The organism is Alkalihalobacillus deserti, assembly GCF_020734105.1.
Taxonomy (GTDB): domain Bacteria; phylum Bacillota; class Bacilli; order Bacillales; family Bacillaceae_D; genus Halalkalibacter; species Halalkalibacter deserti.
Window position 1 is genome coordinate 142,689 of sequence record NZ_JAJAFR010000003.1, and the last position, 18,953, is coordinate 161,641.

The 18,953-nt window shown below is 38.2% G+C and carries 22 protein-coding genes; 21 read left to right on the plus strand and 1 reads right to left on the minus strand.

What is annotated here, in order from left to right; all coding sequences use genetic code 11:
* The first annotated feature begins 169 nt into the window (after positions 1–169).
* The 17 genes from LDX58_RS07100 (at position 170) to LDX58_RS26635 (ending at position 14,698) form a co-directional block, all read left to right on the plus strand.
* Positions 170–1,162, plus strand: a complete 993-nt coding sequence (locus LDX58_RS07100; protein ID WP_227936135.1) for an ABC transporter substrate-binding protein — start codon at positions 170–172, stop codon at positions 1,160–1,162.
* A complete protein-coding gene (locus tag LDX58_RS07105) occupies positions 1,125–2,180 on the plus strand; it encodes a FecCD family ABC transporter permease (RefSeq protein WP_227936136.1) in 1,056 nt (351 codons plus the stop codon). The genes LDX58_RS07100 and LDX58_RS07105 overlap by 38 nt, the downstream gene beginning before the upstream one ends.
* A gap of 22 nt (positions 2,181–2,202) precedes the next feature.
* Positions 2,203–3,669: a heme ABC transporter ATP-binding protein gene (locus tag LDX58_RS07110; protein WP_227936137.1), complete on the plus strand. Its 1,467-nt coding sequence runs from the start codon at positions 2,203–2,205 to the stop codon at positions 3,667–3,669.
* Positions 3,669–4,622, plus strand: coding sequence for an adenosylcobinamide-phosphate synthase CbiB (cbiB, locus tag LDX58_RS07115; protein ID WP_227936138.1), 954 nt, complete (start codon positions 3,669–3,671; stop codon positions 4,620–4,622). Before LDX58_RS07110 ends, cbiB begins: the two co-directional genes overlap by 1 nt.
* Positions 4,609–5,682 (plus strand): threonine-phosphate decarboxylase CobD, encoded by a 1,074-nt coding sequence (gene cobD, locus LDX58_RS07120; RefSeq protein ID WP_227936139.1) that lies wholly within the window; start codon positions 4,609–4,611, stop codon positions 5,680–5,682. The genes cbiB and cobD overlap by 14 nt, the downstream gene beginning before the upstream one ends.
* Complete coding sequence (locus tag LDX58_RS07125) at positions 5,679–6,257, plus strand: bifunctional adenosylcobinamide kinase/adenosylcobinamide-phosphate guanylyltransferase (protein ID WP_227936140.1); 579 nt, start codon at positions 5,679–5,681, stop codon at positions 6,255–6,257. Before cobD ends, LDX58_RS07125 begins: the two co-directional genes overlap by 4 nt.
* Positions 6,254–6,517, plus strand: a complete 264-nt coding sequence (locus LDX58_RS26630; protein ID WP_372459121.1) for a hypothetical protein — start codon at positions 6,254–6,256, stop codon at positions 6,515–6,517. Before LDX58_RS07125 ends, LDX58_RS26630 begins: the two co-directional genes overlap by 4 nt.
* Before the next feature lie 119 nt (positions 6,518–6,636).
* Positions 6,637–7,431, plus strand: coding sequence for an adenosylcobinamide-GDP ribazoletransferase (locus LDX58_RS07135; protein ID WP_227936141.1), 795 nt, complete (start codon positions 6,637–6,639; stop codon positions 7,429–7,431).
* Positions 7,389–8,024, plus strand: a complete 636-nt coding sequence (locus tag LDX58_RS07140) for a histidine phosphatase family protein (protein WP_227936142.1) — start codon at positions 7,389–7,391, stop codon at positions 8,022–8,024. The genes LDX58_RS07135 and LDX58_RS07140 overlap by 43 nt, the downstream gene beginning before the upstream one ends.
* A 101-nt stretch (positions 8,025–8,125) precedes the next feature.
* Entirely contained in the window at positions 8,126–8,410 is a 285-nt protein-coding gene (locus LDX58_RS07145) for a bifunctional adenosylcobinamide kinase/adenosylcobinamide-phosphate guanylyltransferase (protein ID WP_227936143.1), read from the plus strand.
* A complete protein-coding gene (locus LDX58_RS07150) occupies positions 8,407–8,991 on the plus strand; it encodes a cob(I)yrinic acid a,c-diamide adenosyltransferase (RefSeq protein WP_227936144.1) in 585 nt (194 codons plus the stop codon). The genes LDX58_RS07145 and LDX58_RS07150 overlap by 4 nt, the downstream gene beginning before the upstream one ends.
* Positions 8,992–9,143: 152 nt before the next feature.
* The gene (locus tag LDX58_RS07155; RefSeq protein ID WP_227936145.1) at positions 9,144–10,058 is read left to right on the plus strand and encodes a VanW family protein; all 915 of its coding nucleotides are present in this window, start codon (positions 9,144–9,146) and stop codon (positions 10,056–10,058) included.
* 447 nt (positions 10,059–10,505) lie between these two features.
* The gene (locus LDX58_RS07160) at positions 10,506–11,444 is read left to right on the plus strand and encodes a M23 family metallopeptidase (protein WP_227936146.1); all 939 of its coding nucleotides are present in this window, start codon (positions 10,506–10,508) and stop codon (positions 11,442–11,444) included.
* 76 nt (positions 11,445–11,520) lie between these two features.
* Complete coding sequence (locus LDX58_RS07165) at positions 11,521–11,910, plus strand: hypothetical protein (RefSeq protein WP_227936147.1); 390 nt, start codon at positions 11,521–11,523, stop codon at positions 11,908–11,910.
* 793 nt (positions 11,911–12,703) lie between these two features.
* Positions 12,704–13,759: a M14 family metallopeptidase gene (locus LDX58_RS07170; protein WP_227936148.1), complete on the plus strand. Its 1,056-nt coding sequence runs from the start codon at positions 12,704–12,706 to the stop codon at positions 13,757–13,759.
* 250 nt (positions 13,760–14,009) lie between these two features.
* Positions 14,010–14,504 carry a FadR/GntR family transcriptional regulator gene (locus LDX58_RS07175; protein ID WP_265416596.1) on the plus strand — a complete coding sequence of 165 codons (495 nt, stop codon included), beginning with the start codon at positions 14,010–14,012 and terminating at the stop codon, positions 14,502–14,504.
* Positions 14,495–14,698 (plus strand): hypothetical protein, encoded by a 204-nt coding sequence (locus LDX58_RS26635; protein WP_372459130.1) that lies wholly within the window; start codon positions 14,495–14,497, stop codon positions 14,696–14,698. The genes LDX58_RS07175 and LDX58_RS26635 overlap by 10 nt, the downstream gene beginning before the upstream one ends.
* A 54-nt stretch (positions 14,699–14,752) precedes the next feature.
* On the opposite strand, the gene LDX58_RS07180 is transcribed toward LDX58_RS26635, so the two are convergent.
* Positions 14,753–15,001, minus strand: a complete 249-nt coding sequence (locus LDX58_RS07180) for a ferredoxin (RefSeq protein WP_227936149.1) — start codon at positions 14,999–15,001, stop codon at positions 14,753–14,755.
* A gap of 234 nt (positions 15,002–15,235) precedes the next feature.
* Here LDX58_RS07180 and LDX58_RS07185 point away from each other — a divergent pair, with 234 nt between their 5' ends.
* The 4 genes from LDX58_RS07185 to LDX58_RS07200 are packed head-to-tail and all read left to right on the plus strand — an operon-like array spanning position 15,236 to position 18,638.
* The gene (locus LDX58_RS07185) at positions 15,236–16,291 is read left to right on the plus strand and encodes a YpbB family protein (RefSeq protein WP_227936150.1); all 1,056 of its coding nucleotides are present in this window, start codon (positions 15,236–15,238) and stop codon (positions 16,289–16,291) included.
* The gene (locus tag LDX58_RS07190) at positions 16,281–17,810 is read left to right on the plus strand and encodes a RecQ family ATP-dependent DNA helicase (RefSeq protein WP_227936151.1); all 1,530 of its coding nucleotides are present in this window, start codon (positions 16,281–16,283) and stop codon (positions 17,808–17,810) included. The genes LDX58_RS07185 and LDX58_RS07190 overlap by 11 nt, the downstream gene beginning before the upstream one ends.
* Positions 17,794–18,399, plus strand: coding sequence for a CPBP family intramembrane glutamic endopeptidase (locus LDX58_RS07195; protein ID WP_227936152.1), 606 nt, complete (start codon positions 17,794–17,796; stop codon positions 18,397–18,399). Before LDX58_RS07190 ends, LDX58_RS07195 begins: the two co-directional genes overlap by 17 nt.
* Positions 18,396–18,638, plus strand: coding sequence for a hypothetical protein (locus LDX58_RS07200; protein ID WP_227936153.1), 243 nt, complete (start codon positions 18,396–18,398; stop codon positions 18,636–18,638). Before LDX58_RS07195 ends, LDX58_RS07200 begins: the two co-directional genes overlap by 4 nt.
* The last annotated feature ends 315 nt before the right edge of the window (positions 18,639–18,953 follow it).

The window sequence follows — 18,953 nt, forward strand, 5'->3', positions numbered from 1 at the left end:
AAAAGGGGAAGCAATAGATATACATTCGGACTACTCGTGATGTTTACTCTTTTGTTTTTCAAGCCTTCCTATAGGGAGGGCTTTTTTCGTGTGTTTATGCTCCTGAGGCTTACATAGAAATTTTCGTTTCAAGAGAGATAAGAAAAAAAGAAAAAGGGGAAAGAGAGAAATGAAGCAGTTGAAATTGATGTTAATTGCCCTACTTATGGCAATCTTTGTTGCAGGATGTGGACAAGACCAAGCAACAGAGCCAGAACAAGCTCCTGATACGGATGTTGAGGTTTCAGAATCTACGGATGGACAAGAGCAAGAAGGTTCATATCCTTTAACGATTACAGACGCACTTGGAGATGAAGTTACCATTGAAGCCCAACCTGAGCGAATTGTTTCTTTAATTCCGAGTATTACAGAAACGGTGTTTGCTGTTGAAGCAGGAGACGCGGTTGTTGGTCGTACAGATTGGGATAATTATCCTGAGGCTGTACTTGATATTGAAAGTGTGGGTGACATGAACTTTGATGTTGAGAAAGTTTTAGCGCTTTCGCCGGATTTAGTTTTATCCCATGCTTCTAATGCACATAGTTCTGAAGAAGGATTAAATCAAATTCGTAATGCAGGTATTCCTGTAGTGGTCGTTCATGATGCTAAATCGATTGATATGGTCTATAATTCGATTGAATTGATTGGTCAAGTAACAGGTCATACAACTGAAGCTGATGCTGTTATTAGTGATATGCAAGAAACATTTGCTGCTGTTGAAGCGAAAGCAAGTGAAATTTCAGAAGAAGATCGAAAAAAAGTTTGGGTTGAGGTAAGTCCAGCTCCTGAAATTTACACGACAGGTCAAGGAACTTTTCTTGATGAAATGTTAACGATAATCAATGCAGAGAATGCGGCTGGGGAAGAAGAAGGTTGGCCAATGTTTACGGAAGAAGAGGCTGTAGCCTTTAATCCAGATGTTATTTTAATCACGTATGGTTATTACGTTGAGAATGCAGTTGAAGGAGTAATGGAACGTGCAGCATGGAAAGATGTCCCTGCTGTTGTAAATGAACGAATTTATGATTTGGATTCTGATGAGGTTACTCGTTCTGGTCCACGTTTAGCTAAGGGAGTCGAGCGGATTGCAAAAGCAGTTTATCCAGAGGTATTTGGCGAATAATATCAAAATTGCATATGTGATTGTCACTCTATTTTGTTTTGTAGCTTTGATTACTAGTATCGGTCGGGGAAGCGTCGAGCTTCCCTTTCTGACCGTATTGCAAATATTGGCAACTGAGCTTATTCACCTACCGCTTAATGTCGAACTAGACCCAATGTACATTAATATTGTGATGGAAATTCGGTTTCCGCGTGCTGTTCTTGCGATGTTTGTTGGGGCTTGTTTAGCAATGGCTGGATCTGCTTTTCAAGGTTTTTTGAAAAATCCACTTGCTGATCCTTATACGCTTGGTGTTTCTTCTGGAGCTGCTGTTGGAGCAGTTGCGGTTTTGTTTTTTGGGGTAACCATTCCTATACTAGGAAGATTTACTCTTCCTTTTGTTAGTATTTTAGCTGGTTTTGCCACTCTGTTTTTGGTAATTACATTTTCAAGAGTCGTTCAGCGATCGATGGCGGCTGAAACCATTATCTTAGCTGGTATTATTTTCAGTTCCTTTTTAGGAGCCTTTATTTCACTCATGATAGCTTTAACAGGAGAAGAACTAAGGCAAATTATCGGTTGGTTAATGGGGAGTGTGGCAATGAGAGGTTGGCCATTCATTTGGATGATCTTGCCTTGCTTTATCATTGGTTTTCTTTTATTGTTCTTTAATCGCCATGAATTAAATGCCATGGCTTTTGGTGAGGAAACGGCTAGACAATTAGGGGTTAATATTGCTTTACGAAAAATTCTAATTCTACTTGGCGCGACAACTCTAACAGGGGGTGCGGTTGCTGTTTCAGGGACAGTGGGATTTGTGGGGCTGGTCATTCCTCATTTAACAAGGTTGATTTGGGGTTCTGACCACCGTCACCTTTTGCCTTTATCGATGTTTGTCGGGGCGGGATTTTTAGCACTTACAGACCTTGTCGCACGAACGATAATTGCCCCAACGGAATTGCCAATTGGGGTCATCACTTCAATTATTGGTGCTCCTGTCTTTGCTTTAATTTTATTAAGGCAACGTCGTTTGAAATAACAAGTGGAAGGAGGTTAGAACTTTGATTACATGTGATAATATTACGATTCAATATGGACAAAAAAAAGTCGTAAAGAATCTTTCTTTTGAAGTGAGTCAAGGTGAAATGTTTGGAATTATTGGACCAAACGGAAGTGGAAAAACGAGTCTTTTAAAAGCAATTGGTGGGGGGATCCTCCCTATAGAGGGAGAAATTACCGTCAATCAACGTTTACTTAAAACCTATCAATCTAAAGAAATGGCTAGAAAGATTGCTGTTTTGCCGCAAGAATCTGAAACGGCTTTTTCCTATTCTGTTTGGGATGTTGTGGCGTTAGGGAGATACCCTTATCAAAAAGGATGGCTCCAAGGAACATCAAAGCTTGATGAAGAAATAATTTCGCAAGCGTTATACCAAACAGACACGTATCAATTTCGTGAGAAGCCGTTGCAGCAATTAAGCGGAGGAGAACGCCAACGCGTTTTATTAGCAAGAGCGCTAGCACAACAACCAGATGTTCTCTTATTAGATGAACCGACGAACCATTTAGATATTTCTCATCAGATGGGGCTATTAAACTCTTTAAAGCAATGGTCGTATGAACGGAAACTAACGGTTATTGCTGTTTTACATGATTTAAATATGGCGAGTCTCTACTGTGATCGAGTTCTTTTACTGAATGAAGGAGCTGCTGTTGCTCTAGGAACACCTGTTGAAGTTATGGAAGAAAACCAATTAGAAGACGTGTACCAAACTTCTCTTCAGCGCAAAGAACATCCGGCTGTTCCAAGTCCTTTGATTACGTTTATCCCTGAACGCACAGAAGACTTTGCAAGCATTAAAGACCTTAAGATCGAACGCTCACATGAGTGGATTAAGATAGAAAGCAGTCATAAATGGAAGACGTTATCATCAGCTGTTATAGGAGCTGGATTTCGTTGGCATCATCAATTTGTCAACCGTCATGTAGACAAAGATTATTGTACTGATAATGTTGAAATGGAATATAGTCAATATTTTAAAAATAAAGGCCTTAAGCCGAACGATACGCTTGGTATGATGACAGCAGCTTATCTGGAGGATGCCTCCATTCTCATGTCTAAACCGGATTCTCCTGCTATTTTGGTGATGATTAGTGCAGGTGTGTCGAATGCTGTTGATGCTGCAAGCGCACATAAACAAGCGGATTGGATTCCGGTTATAGGTACGATTAATATTTGGGTATTCATTGAAGGGACTTTACCGGAATCAGCATATGTTCAAGCTGTAATGACTGTCACAGAAGCAAAAGCAAAAGCACTCCATGATGAACAAATTTTGGATTCGGTCAGCGGTACCATTGCAACAGGAACATCAACAGACAGTGTGTTAATTGCGTCGAGCCAATCGGGAGTCAGCTATCCTTATGCGGGAACAATTACGCCAATTGGTAAAGAAATAGCTAGATTAGTTTATGAAGGAACGATAGATGCCATTAAACGTAATAAAGTTCGAAAGGAATCGTTGTAATGTCTCATTTGATCGCCTTGGTACTTGCCGTTGTCATAGACAGAGTCATTGGTGACCCACGTTCAATTCCGCATCCGGTTGTTGGATTTGGGAAACTGATTTCAATCGCAGATCGACAGTTAAATAAAGGGAAACGTCGAAAAGAAAAAGGATTATTCATGTTATGCGGTCTTATCTTAGTGGTTGTTAGCTTAACGCTCCTATTCGTGCTAATGGCCTACCGAGTCCATCTTTACGTCGGAATTTTGTTTGAAGCATGGTTAATCTCTACAACGATAGCAGCAAAGGGATTAAAACAGGCTGCAAATGAAGTGGCTGAACCCCTAAAAAAAGGAAATTTTGAACAGGCCAGAAAACAACTATCTTATATTGTTGGGAGAGACACAGACAAGCTTGACGAAGAAGAAATCACACGTGCAACGGTGGAAACTGTTGCAGAGAATACGAGTGATGGAGTAACGGCTCCTTTGTTTTTTGCGATGATTGGTGGTGCGCCTCTTGCAATGTTGTATCGAGCTGTGAATACATGTGACTCCATGGTTGGTTATAAAAATGATCGGTACGGTGATTTTGGGTGGGCATCAGCTAAATGCGATGATTTGCTCAATTGGATTCCTAGTAGAGTAACTGGTTTTATCATGGTGTTTTGTACAAAACCTGAGTTAAATCGTTCGAGGCGCGAATGTTGGGCTGTCGTTAAGAGAGAGGCAAAAAAACATCCGAGTCCCAATAGCGGATGGGGGGAAGCTGCAGTTGCAGCGCTACTGGGCATACAACTCGGAGGAATGAATACTTATAAAGGTGTTGTATCGAATCGGGCTAAGATGGGTGATGATCTTGTTACGTTAAAAGCTCTACATATTGACGAAACCAATCTCATCATGCTGAGGACGACAAATGTGTTTACGCTTATGCTTGTTTTTTTAGGAGGTGTCATTTATGTTATTACCTAATCATGGGGCTAATCCAAAGCAATTAATAGAAGCGCTTGGGAAACAAATGCCATACCATTTCATAGATTTCAGTGAAAATACAAATCCATTTGGATCACCTGCTGCTGTTACACAACTGCCAATCGTTGATTTCACTAAAGCGATGACGCACTATCCAGATCCACATGTGACGGAGTTAACGAGTAAATTGGCACAGAAAAATGATGTGTCAGAAAATAAAGTTTTAGTCGGAAATGGAGCAGCAGAACTGATTTTTCTAATAGCTAATTTCTTCCAGAGGAAGCGCGTGGCGATTGTCGAGCCAGCGTTTTCTGAGTATCTGGATGCCTGTCAGGCTTTTGAATGTACCGTGACTTCTATTGTTTTACCCCCGCCTTGGCAACTTGATTTAAATCTGGTGCTCTCAGCTATTTGCGACATAGATGTCCTTTTTTTATGTTCACCGAATAATCCTACGGGTGTCCGCTATGAACTAGCAGATATCATTGACTTAGTAGATGAAGCAGAAAAACAAGGAACTTATGTGGTTTTAGACGAAGCTTTCTATGACTTTTCTGAAGACGGATATGGACTCCATCGTTTAGTCAATCAATTTTCGAATCTACTTATCGTACGTTCTTTAACCAAAATGTTTGCGATCGCAGGGATCAGACTTGGTTATCTTCTAGCGAATGCAGACTTGATAGAGGAACTGAAAAAGCGTCAACCGACATGGAGTGTCAATGGCATAGCGCAACAAGTTGGTCTAACTCTACTCAAAGAGGTATCATTCGTTCAACAGACGGTGTTAAACATTCATCAAGAGCGAAGACGGGTGACACGGTTGTTGAAAGATCTTGATTATTTTGTCTCTGATTCTGCCGTTAATTTCTATTTACTTGCTGAGCGAGATAGACGAGACACGATGCCTATGCTTGTATTTCTTTTAGAAAAAGGAATCATTGCTCGCCATACATACAATTTCAATGGTCTGAATGGGGGGTATCTACGATTAGCTGTAAAAAATAGTGAATGTAATGACCAGTTGGTTGATGCGTTATCAGCGTGGAGGAAACAATGATTGTTTTCATATCTGGAGGAGTTAGAAGTGGTAAGAGTCAATATGCTGAACAGCGTGCGCTTCAACTTTCTTCTCAACAGAACGCGCAGCTTTATTACATTGCCACTAGTCACGTATATGATCAGGAAATGAAATCAAGAGTAGAGAAGCACCAGCAGCAAAGGATAAGGAGTGGTGCGAATTGGAAGGTTTACGAACAACCTAGAGAGATTGACCAGCTTTTGCCTTTGTTTCAAAATGGAGATGTCATTCTTTTAGATTGTCTAACCACTCTATTAAGCAATGAATTATTTGCTGGTTGGGAGACAAATGAGGACAAATGGAAGAACGATGATTTTATAAGAGAAGTAGAGACCAAAATCAAGCGGTTGTTTACGACAATAGCTACGTCTTCATACTTTGTTTTCATCGTTTCAAATGAGCTGGCATATGATGTTCCACTAAATGAACAAGGCTCTAACGTATACATAAAAGTACTAGGAAGAATTCACCAGTTCATTGTTTCTTTAGCTACTGAGGCTATTTTAGTTGAAAACGGGTTGGCCTGTTTTAAAAAAGGAGGGGAATGTACATGATTGGAATTATGATACAAGGTACATCCTCTGACGTAGAGAAAAGTCTAATTTGTACAGCTTTATACCGAACGCCAATCAACAGAGGATTAAGAGTGGCTACTTTTAAATCTCAGAATACGTCCAATCATTCCTATGTTACCAAGGATGGGGGAGTCTTTCTTCTGCATAGTCAAATTATTAGCGTTTATTTTCAATATCTTTTTTATACTGATGAGTGGTGCACTTGGGTCAAATCGCCTTCGAGTGGAAAAAGGGTTTAAATGGAAACAGGAAAAATCATTTAGTGAGTTCAGAGTACAAGTATATGGTAAGGTGGCGCGTTGGCTCGAGCAAAAGCTAAATATAGGTGAACTACCGCAGTGTATGAAGGGGTGGCATTATGAGAAGTAAGATAGGGATTTGGCTTGATGGAGTTTTGCTTGCTTTTCAGTTATTGACCACGATTCCGATCACTAAACAAATTGAGTGGGATGATAAGCGAGCAAAAGCATCAGTTACTGCTTATCCTATAGTTGGACTTGCCCTTGGCTTATTGATGGCGATACAATGGTTTATTTTCACTGAATATATATCTGTTTCATCAATCGTTATGGTCTCTTGGATCTTAACTTTTTCGATCTTGTTCTCAGGCGGTTTGCACCTTGACGGATGGGCTGATTTTCATGATGCTATCTTTTCAAGAAGAAGTCGTGAGCGGAAATTAGAGATCATGAAGGATCCGAGAGTAGGAACATTTGGCGTGTTGGCTTTGTTATTTGTTGTAGGATGGCGTTTTATTTTCATATTAGAAATTGTAAGAGCGGCTCCCTCCTCAAGTATTTTTGCTGTGTTTGTTATTTACACTCTTGTAAGACTTATACTTGGGTGGCAGTTATTGCTAGGTAAATTTGCTAGAACAGAAGGAATGGCAGCTGCACTACAAGCTGCAAAAGGAAAAGAAACGCTCGTCCTTTATTCTGCTTGGACGTTAGGGATTGCTGTTCTTGTATTTTTCGTTAACCCCAGCCTGTTATGGTTACTTCTAGCAGCGAGTTTCTTTTTAGTTTTCTGGCAGAAGTGGGTCAATGTTCAGCTTGGTGGGATTACAGGTGACACAATAGGAGCAGGTGCGGAAGGAGGAGAAACATTCCTATGGGGGATTTACTGGTTCTTACTCTTATTAGACATGGTTTAACGACATTTAATGAAGAGAAGCGATATTTAGGTTGGCTCGATTTACCTTTATCAGAGTGTGGGAAAGCTGAAGTACAATCATTATCTCAAACCGTATCCAATAAAAAGATTGATCTTCTTTTTACAAGTGATCTACTTAGATGTTTAGAAACGGCTGAACTCCTGTTTCCTCATCAACCTGTGATTCGTTCCTTTAAAATAAGGGAGTTTAATTTTGGCGATTGGGAAGGAAAAACGTATGAGCAGTTGAAGGAGTTGGAGCACTATCGAAGGTGGCTTAACGATCCTGTAAATGTAATTCCACCCAAAGGTGAAAGTTTTCATCAGTTTCATGCGAGAATAAAAGAGGCTTTTTTCGAAATGTTAGACAAAGTGGAGGAAACAAAAGCTTCACATATCACAGTCGTTTGTCATGGAGGAGTGATGAGGCAATGGCTTTCTTTATTCTCGCCAATAGAACGACCATTCTTTGAATGGAATATACCGACTAATGCTAGATTTCAATTGGTTGGAACTATAGCAGATTTAAGGAGGGGATCAACATTCATTTCATTACAGGAGGAGCCTATCACGGTAAAAATAGATGGGCACTAGACTATCTTAATAACGATGATTCAATCAGATGGTATAATGGTTATACAGAATCAAACATTCATCCTTGGAATACGATTAATAGTAACGTTATTATTTTTGGGTTGGAAGCAGTAGTTCAAACGTTTTTAGGAGTAGAAAAGCCTAGGGAGAGTTTTCAGGAATGGATCGAAACATGGATAGATTGGGAATGTCACAAAAAAGATAGGACGCTCATCTTAATTGGAACAGATATTGGAAAAGGGGTTGTTCCTGTTGAGGAAGAAGCTAGACGTTATCGAGATCTAGTTGGTTGGTGTTTTCAAGATATGGTAAAAAAGGCAATGCGAGTAGATGTGATTTGGTATGGCTTAAATGAACAATTAAAAAAAGGGAGGTCGTTTAAATGAAACTTTACACAAGAACTGGTGACGAAGGAAAAACGAGTGTAATAGGAGGGCGATTAGATAAAGATGATACAAGAGTCGTGGCTTACGGGACAACCGATGAATTGAATTCATTCATCGGCATGGCTATTACTCAATTAGAAGATGATATTTTTCCAGACATTAAAAACGAGCTTGTAAAAATTCAACATGAATTGTTCGATTGTGGTGGAGATTTAGCGATGGTGAAAAAATTAGAAAATCGCCCTTATAAAGCAAAGCAAGAAATCATCGATTTTCTTGAAGAGCGGATCGACGAATATATTAAGGAAGCACCGGAGTTAGAACGATTTATTTTACCGGGAGGGTCTGTCCCAGCTTCGACCCTTCATGTTTGTCGTACAGTGACAAGGCGTGCAGAAAGATATGTGGCAAGACTTCATCGAGAAGCAGATGTCTTTAACCCGATTGTCCTTAAATATGTGAACCGTCTCTCCGATTATTTCTTTGCAATTGCTCGAGTCGTTAATCACCGTTTAAGTGTTAAGGATGTTGAGTATGAGCGGAGTGCCTTTGTTTTTAGGGACGGGAAAAGGAAAAATTGAATGATGTTAAACTGGTTGACTAAAGGGTAACGAACCTATCCTTTTTAGTCAACCTTTTTTAACATTTAAATAAATATATGTAATTATATGGTATTTTTAATAAGTGGCCTCATATATTGAAGGGTGTTAATGTGTTTTAGATGGGGGGAAACATGAAAAAAAGTCTATTCTTTATACCTTTGTTGATACTTGTCGGTTGTAATAACTTTGTATTGGTAGAGGATCCTAAGGCAGTAGCCATTCACTCTTCATATTTTATAAATGAGACGAAAGAGAAACCAATTGTTTATTGGCGCATTCAATTGAAAGATGAATGGAACGATACTGTTCATACGATTACAATGAATGATTACGGATATTTATTTGCAGATCAACGTGACGAAAAGTCACTTCGACAATTAGCTATTGATTTAGCGATTCAAATAGATACTCCGATGCAGAATCCCCGTTTGAACGAAAACGGTGAACTCCTTCCCGGAAAAGAACGAGTGGTCTTATTGGAACAAGAACTAGTGGATCAATTATTAGAAATAGAGGTTGGAACTACTGATTTAGTGCTACCCATTAACGTCACAGAACCTTCTGTCACCGAAGATGACTTATTAGGTATTGAAAATAAAAAAATTGCTGAGTACAAAACGTATTTTAATCCATCTGTTACTGGGCGTGCTCAAAATGTCTTATTATCAGCTAAAGCGATCTCTGGAGTAATAATTGGACCTGGTGATTCATTTTCATTTAATCAAACAGTAGGAGAACGGACGCGAGAAAGAGGCTATCAAGAAGCTAAAGAAATTGTCGATAAGGAATTTATTATGGGTATTGGAGGGGGGATCTGTCAAACTTCATCTACTTTATTTAATGCTGTTGATCAAGCAGGGTTAGAGATGATTGAACGTTTTACTCATTCACGTGAAATTGGTTATGTTCCAGAAGGAAGAGATGCAACTGTTTCCTGGGGTGGACCAGACTTTCGATTTAAAAATTCAAATTCATTTCCCGTTTTGATTCGATCACATGTTGATTTAAATCGAGGAGAAATTCAAATTTCTGTCCATACACAATAAGAGATCTTTTTTGGTATAAGTGAACTACAATTAAGTAGTCTTCTTATACTTTTTTTATACTTTGCTAGATTCCTTTCAATCAAAATTAATGGATCCTTTCAAGAGTATAGTGGCAATGAAAATCAAGAACATCAAGAGAACACTAAAAAAGAAATTGAAAAACAAATAACAAACCCGTGCCGAAGAATTGTTAAAACAATTTCAATCTCAAGGTATAGATCCTACTGAAATTGGAGAAAAATATCGAAGCATAACAAGAAAATACTGATTATAGAAAAATGGAAAAAATTTATTGATTCGTTGAAATTAGCGGGGCAGTTTAATTGAGATCATTTAGTCTGGGGCAGTTGAGAAAAATAAATGGAATAATTTGATGTAAGCCTCCATAGGATAAAATGTGTGACAAATGGAAAAGTAAATAGGTTTCCTAAATATGAGGAGGATATGATGGTTGACTTTATAAAACGAATTTGTATTGCGCTAGCTTTAGCAACATTTATAGGTTTGCTTTTTATAAGTACGACGACGACTTTTGCTGAAACAAAAATGGAGGTGCCAGAAGAGCTCTTTGAAGCCCTTATCTGGCCAACAGTTGGCGAGATTACCGACACATATGGGACAAGGGCTGGTAAGCATTACGGGATCGATGTGGCAGCACCAGAAGGAACCCCTGTTGTTTCGATAGCGGAAGGGATGGTTAGTCGTTCGTATTATTCAGATACATATGGTAACGTCGTTTTTATCGAGCACGAAAATGGTCTAGAGACCGTATATGCACATCTTCATGTGAGGAAAGTGGAAGAAGGACAGGCTATTGGAGAAGGGGAGAAGATCGGAACGGTTGGAACGTCAGGGCGATCTTCTGGCAATCACCTTCATTTTGAAGTTCATAAAGGAAATTGGAACATGGAGAAATCAGAATCCATTGATCCCCTTCTCGTGCTATCAATGGAACCTGAATTTATGTATGCTGCTTTAGGACAAGACTCTCCCTATGGGTTAGATTGGAAGCAAAGAGAAATTGCGGCTGTCATGAGTCAAAAACTAATAGAAGATGCAATGCAAGAGGAAGAAGTAGTAGTGCTGAACAATAACAGTGACATCATCCAAATAGAAGTTCAGCGGGGAGACACCCTTTGGAGTATATCAAAAGCTTTTGCTGTTTCCGTGGATCAGCTAAAGGAGTGGAATACTTTAGAGGATGAGGTCATTCAAGTTGATGATGTTCTAATTATTGAGCTGTCTGAGAATGTACATTTTATTGAGCAAGGTGATTCACTTACATCTATTGCAACACAGTATGAAGTGACGATTGAAAGCTTAATTACACAAAATAATTTGCGTACGGATGCTATTTATCCTGGACAAATGATCGTCGTTAATTAACGGGTGGACTTGTGAAAATCTTGTCGAATATGATAGGATTAAGTCAAGTTAAGTTATCGGGTAAGGATGAAGATGGATGGCGATTGGACAGGTTATAGTCAACACGGAAATGTTTCAATGGTTAAATGAGCAAACTGATTTAAAAAGCTCTCAAGTTGATTTAGTTGATGGATTTATTTTTATGTTGAAGAAAATTAGCCATCACGGTAACATACGACTGATTGACGAAAGAGAGTTGCACCCACGGTTTTGGCGATCGCATGATCGAACATTTGGCTATGGTTTAATGAAACGTAAAAGTAGTAGAAAACAAGCTCATCTTTATCAATTTTATGTAGACGTTGCTTTTGCTGAGAATCTAGTTGAAACCGACCATGATAAACTTAGATTAACATTCGAAGGAAATCGTTATTTAATAAAAAGCAAAGAGGAGCAATTAGATTTATTGTTTACATACATTTGGTAGTGGTAAAGACCATTAAATTTGGGGAGTCCTTTTTTCAATTAGGCAAAAGGGCTTATTTTAATATAAATAAAAAGGGACGTCGTTGAAAAAGGTAAAAATCAACCTTTTTCAGATCTCTATTAAGTAGCGATGGCTCAACACGCTACACGTCGAACGAAAAGAAAGCCACTTGTCGTTCGACTAAAAAGAAGCGGCGGTTCCGTTTATTACTTCTAAGGTAAAGACGTTTTTTTCTTATTGCATCAGCATTCAATTGTATCAGCTAAATGAATTTCTTCAATTTGAGAAAGGACATGAATGACTTTTTCCGAAACGAGTTTGCGACAGCGACTATCATAATCTCTTCTCCACCGCCTTCTTGCTTTCCAACTTGCATGACACTTTTTTTACCTCGTGCTCAGCTTGAGTTTGACCCATTCTTCCGATCACACCTGGCCGATCGGCAACTACTTCATATCTAGACTCCTTAAATTTTCTTTTTATCTAACTGTAAGCACTACAGCAAAAAAACCTTCCGCAGTGCCACCCTCTATCATACACCTATATAGGGCGTATCTTAAGGAGAATTAACTCCAAGATAACCGAATGGATTTACTTAATTTACATGCATGAATCCGAAAGGGCTATCAAGAAATCTCCAAACTAATTCGCAATAACACTAGCTCTCAGTCCATCATTTTTCATCATCTTTTTTATGTAAACCCATACTAAGGTAAATTCTATAATGTTTTAAAGAAATTAATTGTATGCTTTTAATTCCAGCTTCATATATATGTATGGGAGGAGGGGTTACATGAATTACACTGTTCAACTTGGAGATACAATAGCAAAGGTTGCGTATAAATTTAAAGTAAGACCGTTTGATTTATTGTTATTTAACCCACATCTTTACTCAGAACAAAGTTATTTATCCCCTGGTCTAGTCATTCATATACCTAAGATCAAAATGGAACAGTCGAATATAGTTAGTGACATTCAGTTAAGAACGGAATTCGGACAAATGGATCTAGAAAAAAAGATACCTGATTTAAAAGAACTTGGTATTGTTGTTGATATTATTGGTTATTCCGTAATGAACAAACCTCTTTACGCACTATCAATTGGGTCAGGGAAAAAGGAAATATTCTATTCAGCTGGTTGGCATGCAAATGAATGGCATACAAGCAAATTTCTTACTCAATACATAGAGGAATTAGCACTTCATCAGGAAAAAGGATTATCTTGGCATGGATACGATATCAAAAAAATTTTACAAGAGGTCAGGTTGTATGTGGTACCGCTAGTAAATCCTGACGGAATGGATCTCGTCCTGCAAGGAATTTATGAGGGACATCCGTACTTAAAAGAAGTGTTAGCTATCAATAAAGGAATGAGAAGATTCGATCATTGGTCAAGTAATATAAGAGGAGTCGATTTAAACCATCAATGGCCAGCAGGATGGGAGATTGAGGCTAAGGAAAGTCCACAAGAACCATGGTCACGTCATTATAGTGGGAAAGCGCCACTGACGGAACCTGAAGCAATAGCAGTACATCAATTTACGAAACAACACTCTTTTGCTTATGTTCTTGCTTTTCATTCACAAGGTCAGGTTATTTATTGGGGGTATCGGGGGATGGAACCATTAGAAAGTAAAGAGATGGTCGGACGGCTTTCGTTAGCAAGTTCTTATACGCCCATTCATACTGCAGATAGTGATGGTGGCTATAAAGATTGGTTTATTCAAGAAACAGGAAGACCTGGCTTTACGATTGAAGTAGGAGTAGGAACAAATCCATTACCAATTGAAGCTTACGGAGAGATTTGGTCAAATAATTGTATTCTTGCCTTAGAAGGACTTGTCCTCTAGAAAGTGTGTTTCGAAAAAGCACAAAATAAGGAGCAATGAGCTAGTAGGTGTAGGGATTAAATATGCCTTGAATGGTTTTCTAGGCTTGCGAGTAGAAAGTGAATGCGACGTGAAGTAACATTCATAGAAGTACAAGAAGGTGCATTTCTGCTTTTTGAACCCATTCAATCGACTGGTTGCCAAACGAAAGAAACAGCGATACAATTTTACTATAAGTGGTAATTAGGGAGATTTTACGGGGGTAGGAACAATGGCCATTGAGCATGTGCGACCAAAAAAAATATATGAAATTGTTGCAGAAAGTTTAACAGATATGATAAAAAATGGTGAATTTTTGCCAGGAGACCGTTTAGTATCTGTTCAACAGCTTGCCGAAGACTTTGACGTTGGAAGATCAGCTATCCGGGAGGCCTTAAGTGCTTTAAAAGCAGTAGGCTTGGTCAACATCAAACAAGGAGAAGGAACGTTTGTAAAAAAGATTAATCATGATTTAACAACGAATGTGATTCCTTCAGTTGCCTTTATGAAACAAGAGGATATTAGGCAATTATTTGAGATTAGAAAGATCGTCGAAACAGGTGCTGCTTCGTTAGCTGCTGTTAACCAAAAAGAAGAAGATCTAAAGGAAATGGAACGAATCCTTGTTGAGATGCAACGGGCGCCAAGTGATGGCGAGTGGGTGAAAAGGCCGATGTCGACTTTCACATGGCTGTCGTCAGAACAACAAAAAATGAGATGTTATTAAAACTTCTAGAAACAGTTTCAGATACGATGCAAGTAGCGATGCGAGAAGCGCGCAAGCTGTTTCTCTTTTCGAAAAGTGATAAAATGAGAATATTATATGAAGAGCATTTTGAAATATATAAAGCGATTAAAAGCAAAAAGAGCCGTATTCCAAACAAAAGAAAATTAGCTTATTGGAATATTCGATTATTCTAAAAAAAAGAGTAGCCCAAAATTAGCTACTCTTTTGACTATTCGCAGTTCGAATGACTATTCGAACTTAAGTGCATCTCCATCAAATGATTCATCAGCAACCTTAATGGAATCTGTTGGACATCCTTCTTGGGCATCGATCATATCTTCTTCAAGTTCTTCGGGAATTACAGCTGTACCTTTGTTTTCATCAAGAATTACAAAAGCAATACCTTCATCATCATAATCATAAATATCTGGAGCAGCAGCGCCACAGGCTCCGCATGCGATACAAGTGTCTTTATCGACAATTGTGTACTTTGCCATTTATTTCAACCTCCATTATGTTTTTCTCCTCGTTATCTTTTTACGAAGATTTAATACAGAAAAATGTATATTCTACTGGTATATTGTAAAACGGATTGCCAAACTTTTCAACCAATTCATTTTATTTTTTATTTCTTCATGTTATTTATCTCCCGGATCTTGCATTTTCAGCCACCATTTTCTCTGGAATTTGATACAATAAAAGTATGAATAAGGTTTGATAAGGGTGATTGTATGAAAGCGAGACAAGCAATAACAGCAACCATTTTAGATGTCCTTAACGGAGAAAGGTCTATTTACGGTGCGTTTCATTTATTAAAGGGGAAAAAATCTGCTCAAACCATTCAGGATGGTGCCTTTTTTGGATTAACCTCTTATTTTGGCTTGTTTCCAGAATTAACACGTACAGATTTAGAAACCGATGTCCGTGAACTTATTGCAAACGGACAAGCTCAGCTCTTAGAACAAGACCGAATACGATTATCAGAGAACGGAAAAGTTGAATTAAAACAATACCTTGATACCCACCCTTTCTTAAATGACTTACAAGGATGGCGTTATCATTCTTATACAGATGAAGTGTGGTTACGATTATGTTTATTCATACAAACATTAACGAATATTTCATTTGGCAATCATCGATTTTATCCGATCACTCATGAGATTCGCGTGCAAACTTGGGTCAGAAATCATATTCCTAATGAAAATAGAAGAGATTACCTTAACACAATCTATGATGAATTATATGATTTTCTGTCGTCATGCTTAGAGCAGCAAGCTCTAATTTTTGTCCATCAATTAAGTGGAAAAACTCAAATAGGCCTGACACGTCTGCAGCTTTCTGAAAGACTTGGAGTGAGTCAGGAAGAAGTAAAGCTTTGCCATATTTCGACGATACACCGACTCATTAATGAATTAGAAACGAAGCACAACCGGTATACCTATTTGTCTGCTTTTACAAAGGATTTCAAAAGAGAGTATGTTCTTACAGAATCAGCCAGACAATCGTTTCGTTTGCTCGAAGAAGGGAATACACTTGATTCCATCTGCCAAATACGCCAATTGAAAAAAAGTACGATAGAAGATCACATGGTAGAAATCGCTATTCAACATCCTCATTTCCCAATAAGATCTTTTGTTTCTGAAGATGTAGAAAAATCAATCCTCACTTGGTCAGAAACGTTACAAACAAGTCGATTACGAGATTTGAAAGAAAAAATAGAAAAAGAAGTTAGTTATTTTATGATACGGTTAGTACTTGCAAGAAAGAAGGTGAATGATGAAACTTGAACAAGAGCTAGAGAGATATTTTGGTTACGCAACTTTTCGAGATGGTCAAAAAGAGATTGTTTCATCGTTGCTTCAAAAAAAAGATGTTGTTGCTATGCTTCCTACAGGTACGGGAAAGTCGATTTGTTACCAGCTACCCGCTCTTTTATCTGAGGGGGTAACGATTGTGATATCTCCGCTTCTTTCATTAATGGAAGATCAGGTGCAACAGCTTCGAAGTGAGGGAATTAAATCTGTTGTAGCTTTAAATAGCTTTATGAAAAAAGAAGAAAGGGAATTTGTTTTACAAAACTTGCATGTGTATAAATTAATTTATTTATCACCTGAGATGTTACAAGCATTTTTTGTTCGAAAACAACTATCTAGAATGAAAATTTCTTTTTTTGTAGTAGATGAAGCCCATTGTATTTCGCAATGGGGGCCCGATTTTAGACCTGATTATCTTAGACTGGGAGCGGTAAAAGAATTACTTGGTCATCCAACTTGCCTAGCCATTACAGCAACGGCTACCAAGGTGGTTCAAAAAGATATTAGTAGTCAGTTAATGCTTGAATCTCCTACTTCCATCATTTATTCGGTCGATCGTCCAGAGATTTCCTATCGTGTAGAATCTTGTCCTACCACACAAGATAAAGTAGAGAGAATAAAGGATCTAGTTAAAATATTACAAGGACCAGGAATGATTTATTTTTCAAGTCGAATGTGGGCAGAAAATATTTCTCATCTTCTTAAGCAAGCTAGAATCGGTCGAGTTGCTTATTATCATGGAGGATTATCAACAGAAGATCGGTTGCTTATCCAACAGCAATTTATGAATGGTCAAATAGATATTATTTGTTGTACGAGTGCTTTTGGTATGGGAATTAACAAGAAAAACATACGTTTTGTCATTCATTTTCATTATCCTGTTGATATCGAATCCTATGTTCAAGAAGTTGGGAGAGCGGCAAGAGATGGCGACCCTAGCGAGGCCATTTTGCTTTATTGTGAAGAAGATCGTGGATTGGTTAATCTGCTAATAGAAAGAGAGCAGCTAACAGATGACCAGTTACAACAAATATTACATGCCATACAAAAAATTGAGCGTTTGGATAACAAAGCAGTAAAAGAACTTATCGCTCAATTTTGGATTCAAGAAATCACTTGGAGAAAACTTTGTTTTCAACTTGAATCGAGAGGAATTTTGAAAAATGAGCGGATTCATCCTTTCTCAATTGATTCAGTTTTTACGAGTATACGTCAGGAAGAGCAAGAAAGGATGCAGGTTAAGAGGTTGAAATTAGAGACTTTTTTAAGATGGATTCGTTCAAATACTTGCAGGAGAGAAAAACTCCTATCTTATTTTGGTGACAAATTAAAGCATCACCCCAATGAATGTTGTGACAATTGCGGAGCTACGCTGACAAAAGCAAAAATGGATTCTAATATAATTGGCACAGGGACTATACATCCTTGGAGGGAAACGTTAGTAAAGCTTTTTGGACAGAGTGAGTCGGAGAACTATGAAAAAACAACGTGACATCATAGTTGGTTTAACAGATAAAGAATTAGTGTTAAATGTCTACTTAACACAAGCAATCATTTTTGGAATTGCTTGTGTAGCAGGATTTTTTGTTTTTGATCAATGGAATGATTTCAGTCAATTGTTTGAAGTGAATGTAAAATTCCTTTTAATAGGGGGTAGTGTTGCTCTTGCTATTGTTGCTTTTGATCTCATTTTTGAGCGACTTATGCCTAAGAAGTGGCTAGATGATGGGGGAATTAATGAAAGAGTATTTCGTACCCTTTCTATTCCTCAATTATTCCTTCTTTGTGTGGTTGTAGCTTTTGCTGAAGAATTAATGTTTCGAGCTGTTCTACAAACAGCATTTGGATTAGTTATTGCAAGTCTTATTTTTGCTCTTATTCATATTCGGTATCTAAATAAACCTGTTTTATTTTTAAATGTGTGTCTTGCAAGCTTTATCCTAGGAGCCTTATTTCATTGGACGGGATTAATCAGCGTTACAATCTGTACCCATTTTCTTGTTGATTTTCTGTTAGGGGTCATCATCAGAAATAGATACCAGAAAAAAACGGAAATAGAGGAAGGAGTGTTGAAAACATGACAGGTACAAAAGGACAAGATCAAGCGAAGCAATTACGTGAAAAGATGGAAGTTTATCAAGAAAATAAAAACGCTGAACAAACGATACACTCAATGCCTTCACGTAGTCGGGTTCATAAGAAAAGAACAAAATCTAAGAATAGAAAGTTCAAACTATCATTTCCTTTAATTCGCTTGCTATTAGTACTCTTCCTTGCTCTTACCGTCGCCGCCATTACTTATCCATACTGGAACCGTTAAAGATGGTATTGAAAAAGGTCGGTCTTACCTTTTTCAAATACCATCGAAGCAATGAGTGAAGCGCTGCCTGGTTTAAAGCTTTCTGAGTGGGTTTCTCAGAAAGCGAGCAGCAGAGAAGCCATTGCAACTTAATGAAAAAGGTCGGTCTTTACCTTTTTCAATACCATCGAAGCAATGAGTGAAGCGCTGCCTGGTTTAAAGCTTTCCGAGTGGGTTTTTCAGAAAGCGAGCAGCAGAGAAGCCATTGCAACAATAAAAAAAGGTCGGTCTTCTACCCTTTAAATGCTTCTATTTATTCTAAAACATGTCCTACCT

Bases quoted from the DNA above. Each gene is read 5' to 3' on its own strand.
- LDX58_RS26635 (WP_372459130.1), top strand. From the start codon at position 14,495: ATGTTATTAAAACTTCTAGAAACAGTTTCAGATACGATGCAAGTAGCG.
- LDX58_RS07140 (WP_227936142.1), top strand. From the start codon at position 7,389: ATGGGGGATTTACTGGTTCTTACTCTTATTAGACATGGTTTAACGACA.
- LDX58_RS07155 (WP_227936145.1), top strand. From the start codon at position 9,144: ATGAAAAAAAGTCTATTCTTTATACCTTTGTTGATACTTGTCGGTTGT.
- cbiB (WP_227936138.1), top strand. From the start codon at position 3,669: ATGTCTCATTTGATCGCCTTGGTACTTGCCGTTGTCATAGACAGAGTC.
- LDX58_RS07185 (WP_227936150.1), top strand. From the start codon at position 15,236: ATGAAAGCGAGACAAGCAATAACAGCAACCATTTTAGATGTCCTTAAC.
- LDX58_RS07195 (WP_227936152.1), top strand. From the start codon at position 17,794: ATGAAAAAACAACGTGACATCATAGTTGGTTTAACAGATAAAGAATTA.
- LDX58_RS07160 (WP_227936146.1), top strand. From the start codon at position 10,506: ATGGTTGACTTTATAAAACGAATTTGTATTGCGCTAGCTTTAGCAACA.
- LDX58_RS07125 (WP_227936140.1), top strand. From the start codon at position 5,679: ATGATTGTTTTCATATCTGGAGGAGTTAGAAGTGGTAAGAGTCAATAT.
- LDX58_RS07175 (WP_265416596.1), top strand. From the start codon at position 14,010: ATGGCCATTGAGCATGTGCGACCAAAAAAAATATATGAAATTGTTGCA.
- LDX58_RS07100 (WP_227936135.1), top strand. From the start codon at position 170: ATGAAGCAGTTGAAATTGATGTTAATTGCCCTACTTATGGCAATCTTT.
- LDX58_RS07135 (WP_227936141.1), top strand. From the start codon at position 6,637: ATGAGAAGTAAGATAGGGATTTGGCTTGATGGAGTTTTGCTTGCTTTT.
- cobD (WP_227936139.1), top strand. From the start codon at position 4,609: ATGTTATTACCTAATCATGGGGCTAATCCAAAGCAATTAATAGAAGCG.
- LDX58_RS26630 (WP_372459121.1), top strand. From the start codon at position 6,254: ATGATTGGAATTATGATACAAGGTACATCCTCTGACGTAGAGAAAAGT.
- LDX58_RS07170 (WP_227936148.1), top strand. From the start codon at position 12,704: ATGAATTACACTGTTCAACTTGGAGATACAATAGCAAAGGTTGCGTAT.
- LDX58_RS07200 (WP_227936153.1), top strand. From the start codon at position 18,396: ATGACAGGTACAAAAGGACAAGATCAAGCGAAGCAATTACGTGAAAAG.
- LDX58_RS07180 (WP_227936149.1), bottom strand. From the start codon at position 15,001: ATGGCAAAGTACACAATTGTCGATAAAGACACTTGTATCGCATGCGGA.
- LDX58_RS07190 (WP_227936151.1), top strand. From the start codon at position 16,281: ATGAAACTTGAACAAGAGCTAGAGAGATATTTTGGTTACGCAACTTTT.
- LDX58_RS07150 (WP_227936144.1), top strand. From the start codon at position 8,407: ATGAAACTTTACACAAGAACTGGTGACGAAGGAAAAACGAGTGTAATA.
- LDX58_RS07165 (WP_227936147.1), top strand. From the start codon at position 11,521: ATGGCGATTGGACAGGTTATAGTCAACACGGAAATGTTTCAATGGTTA.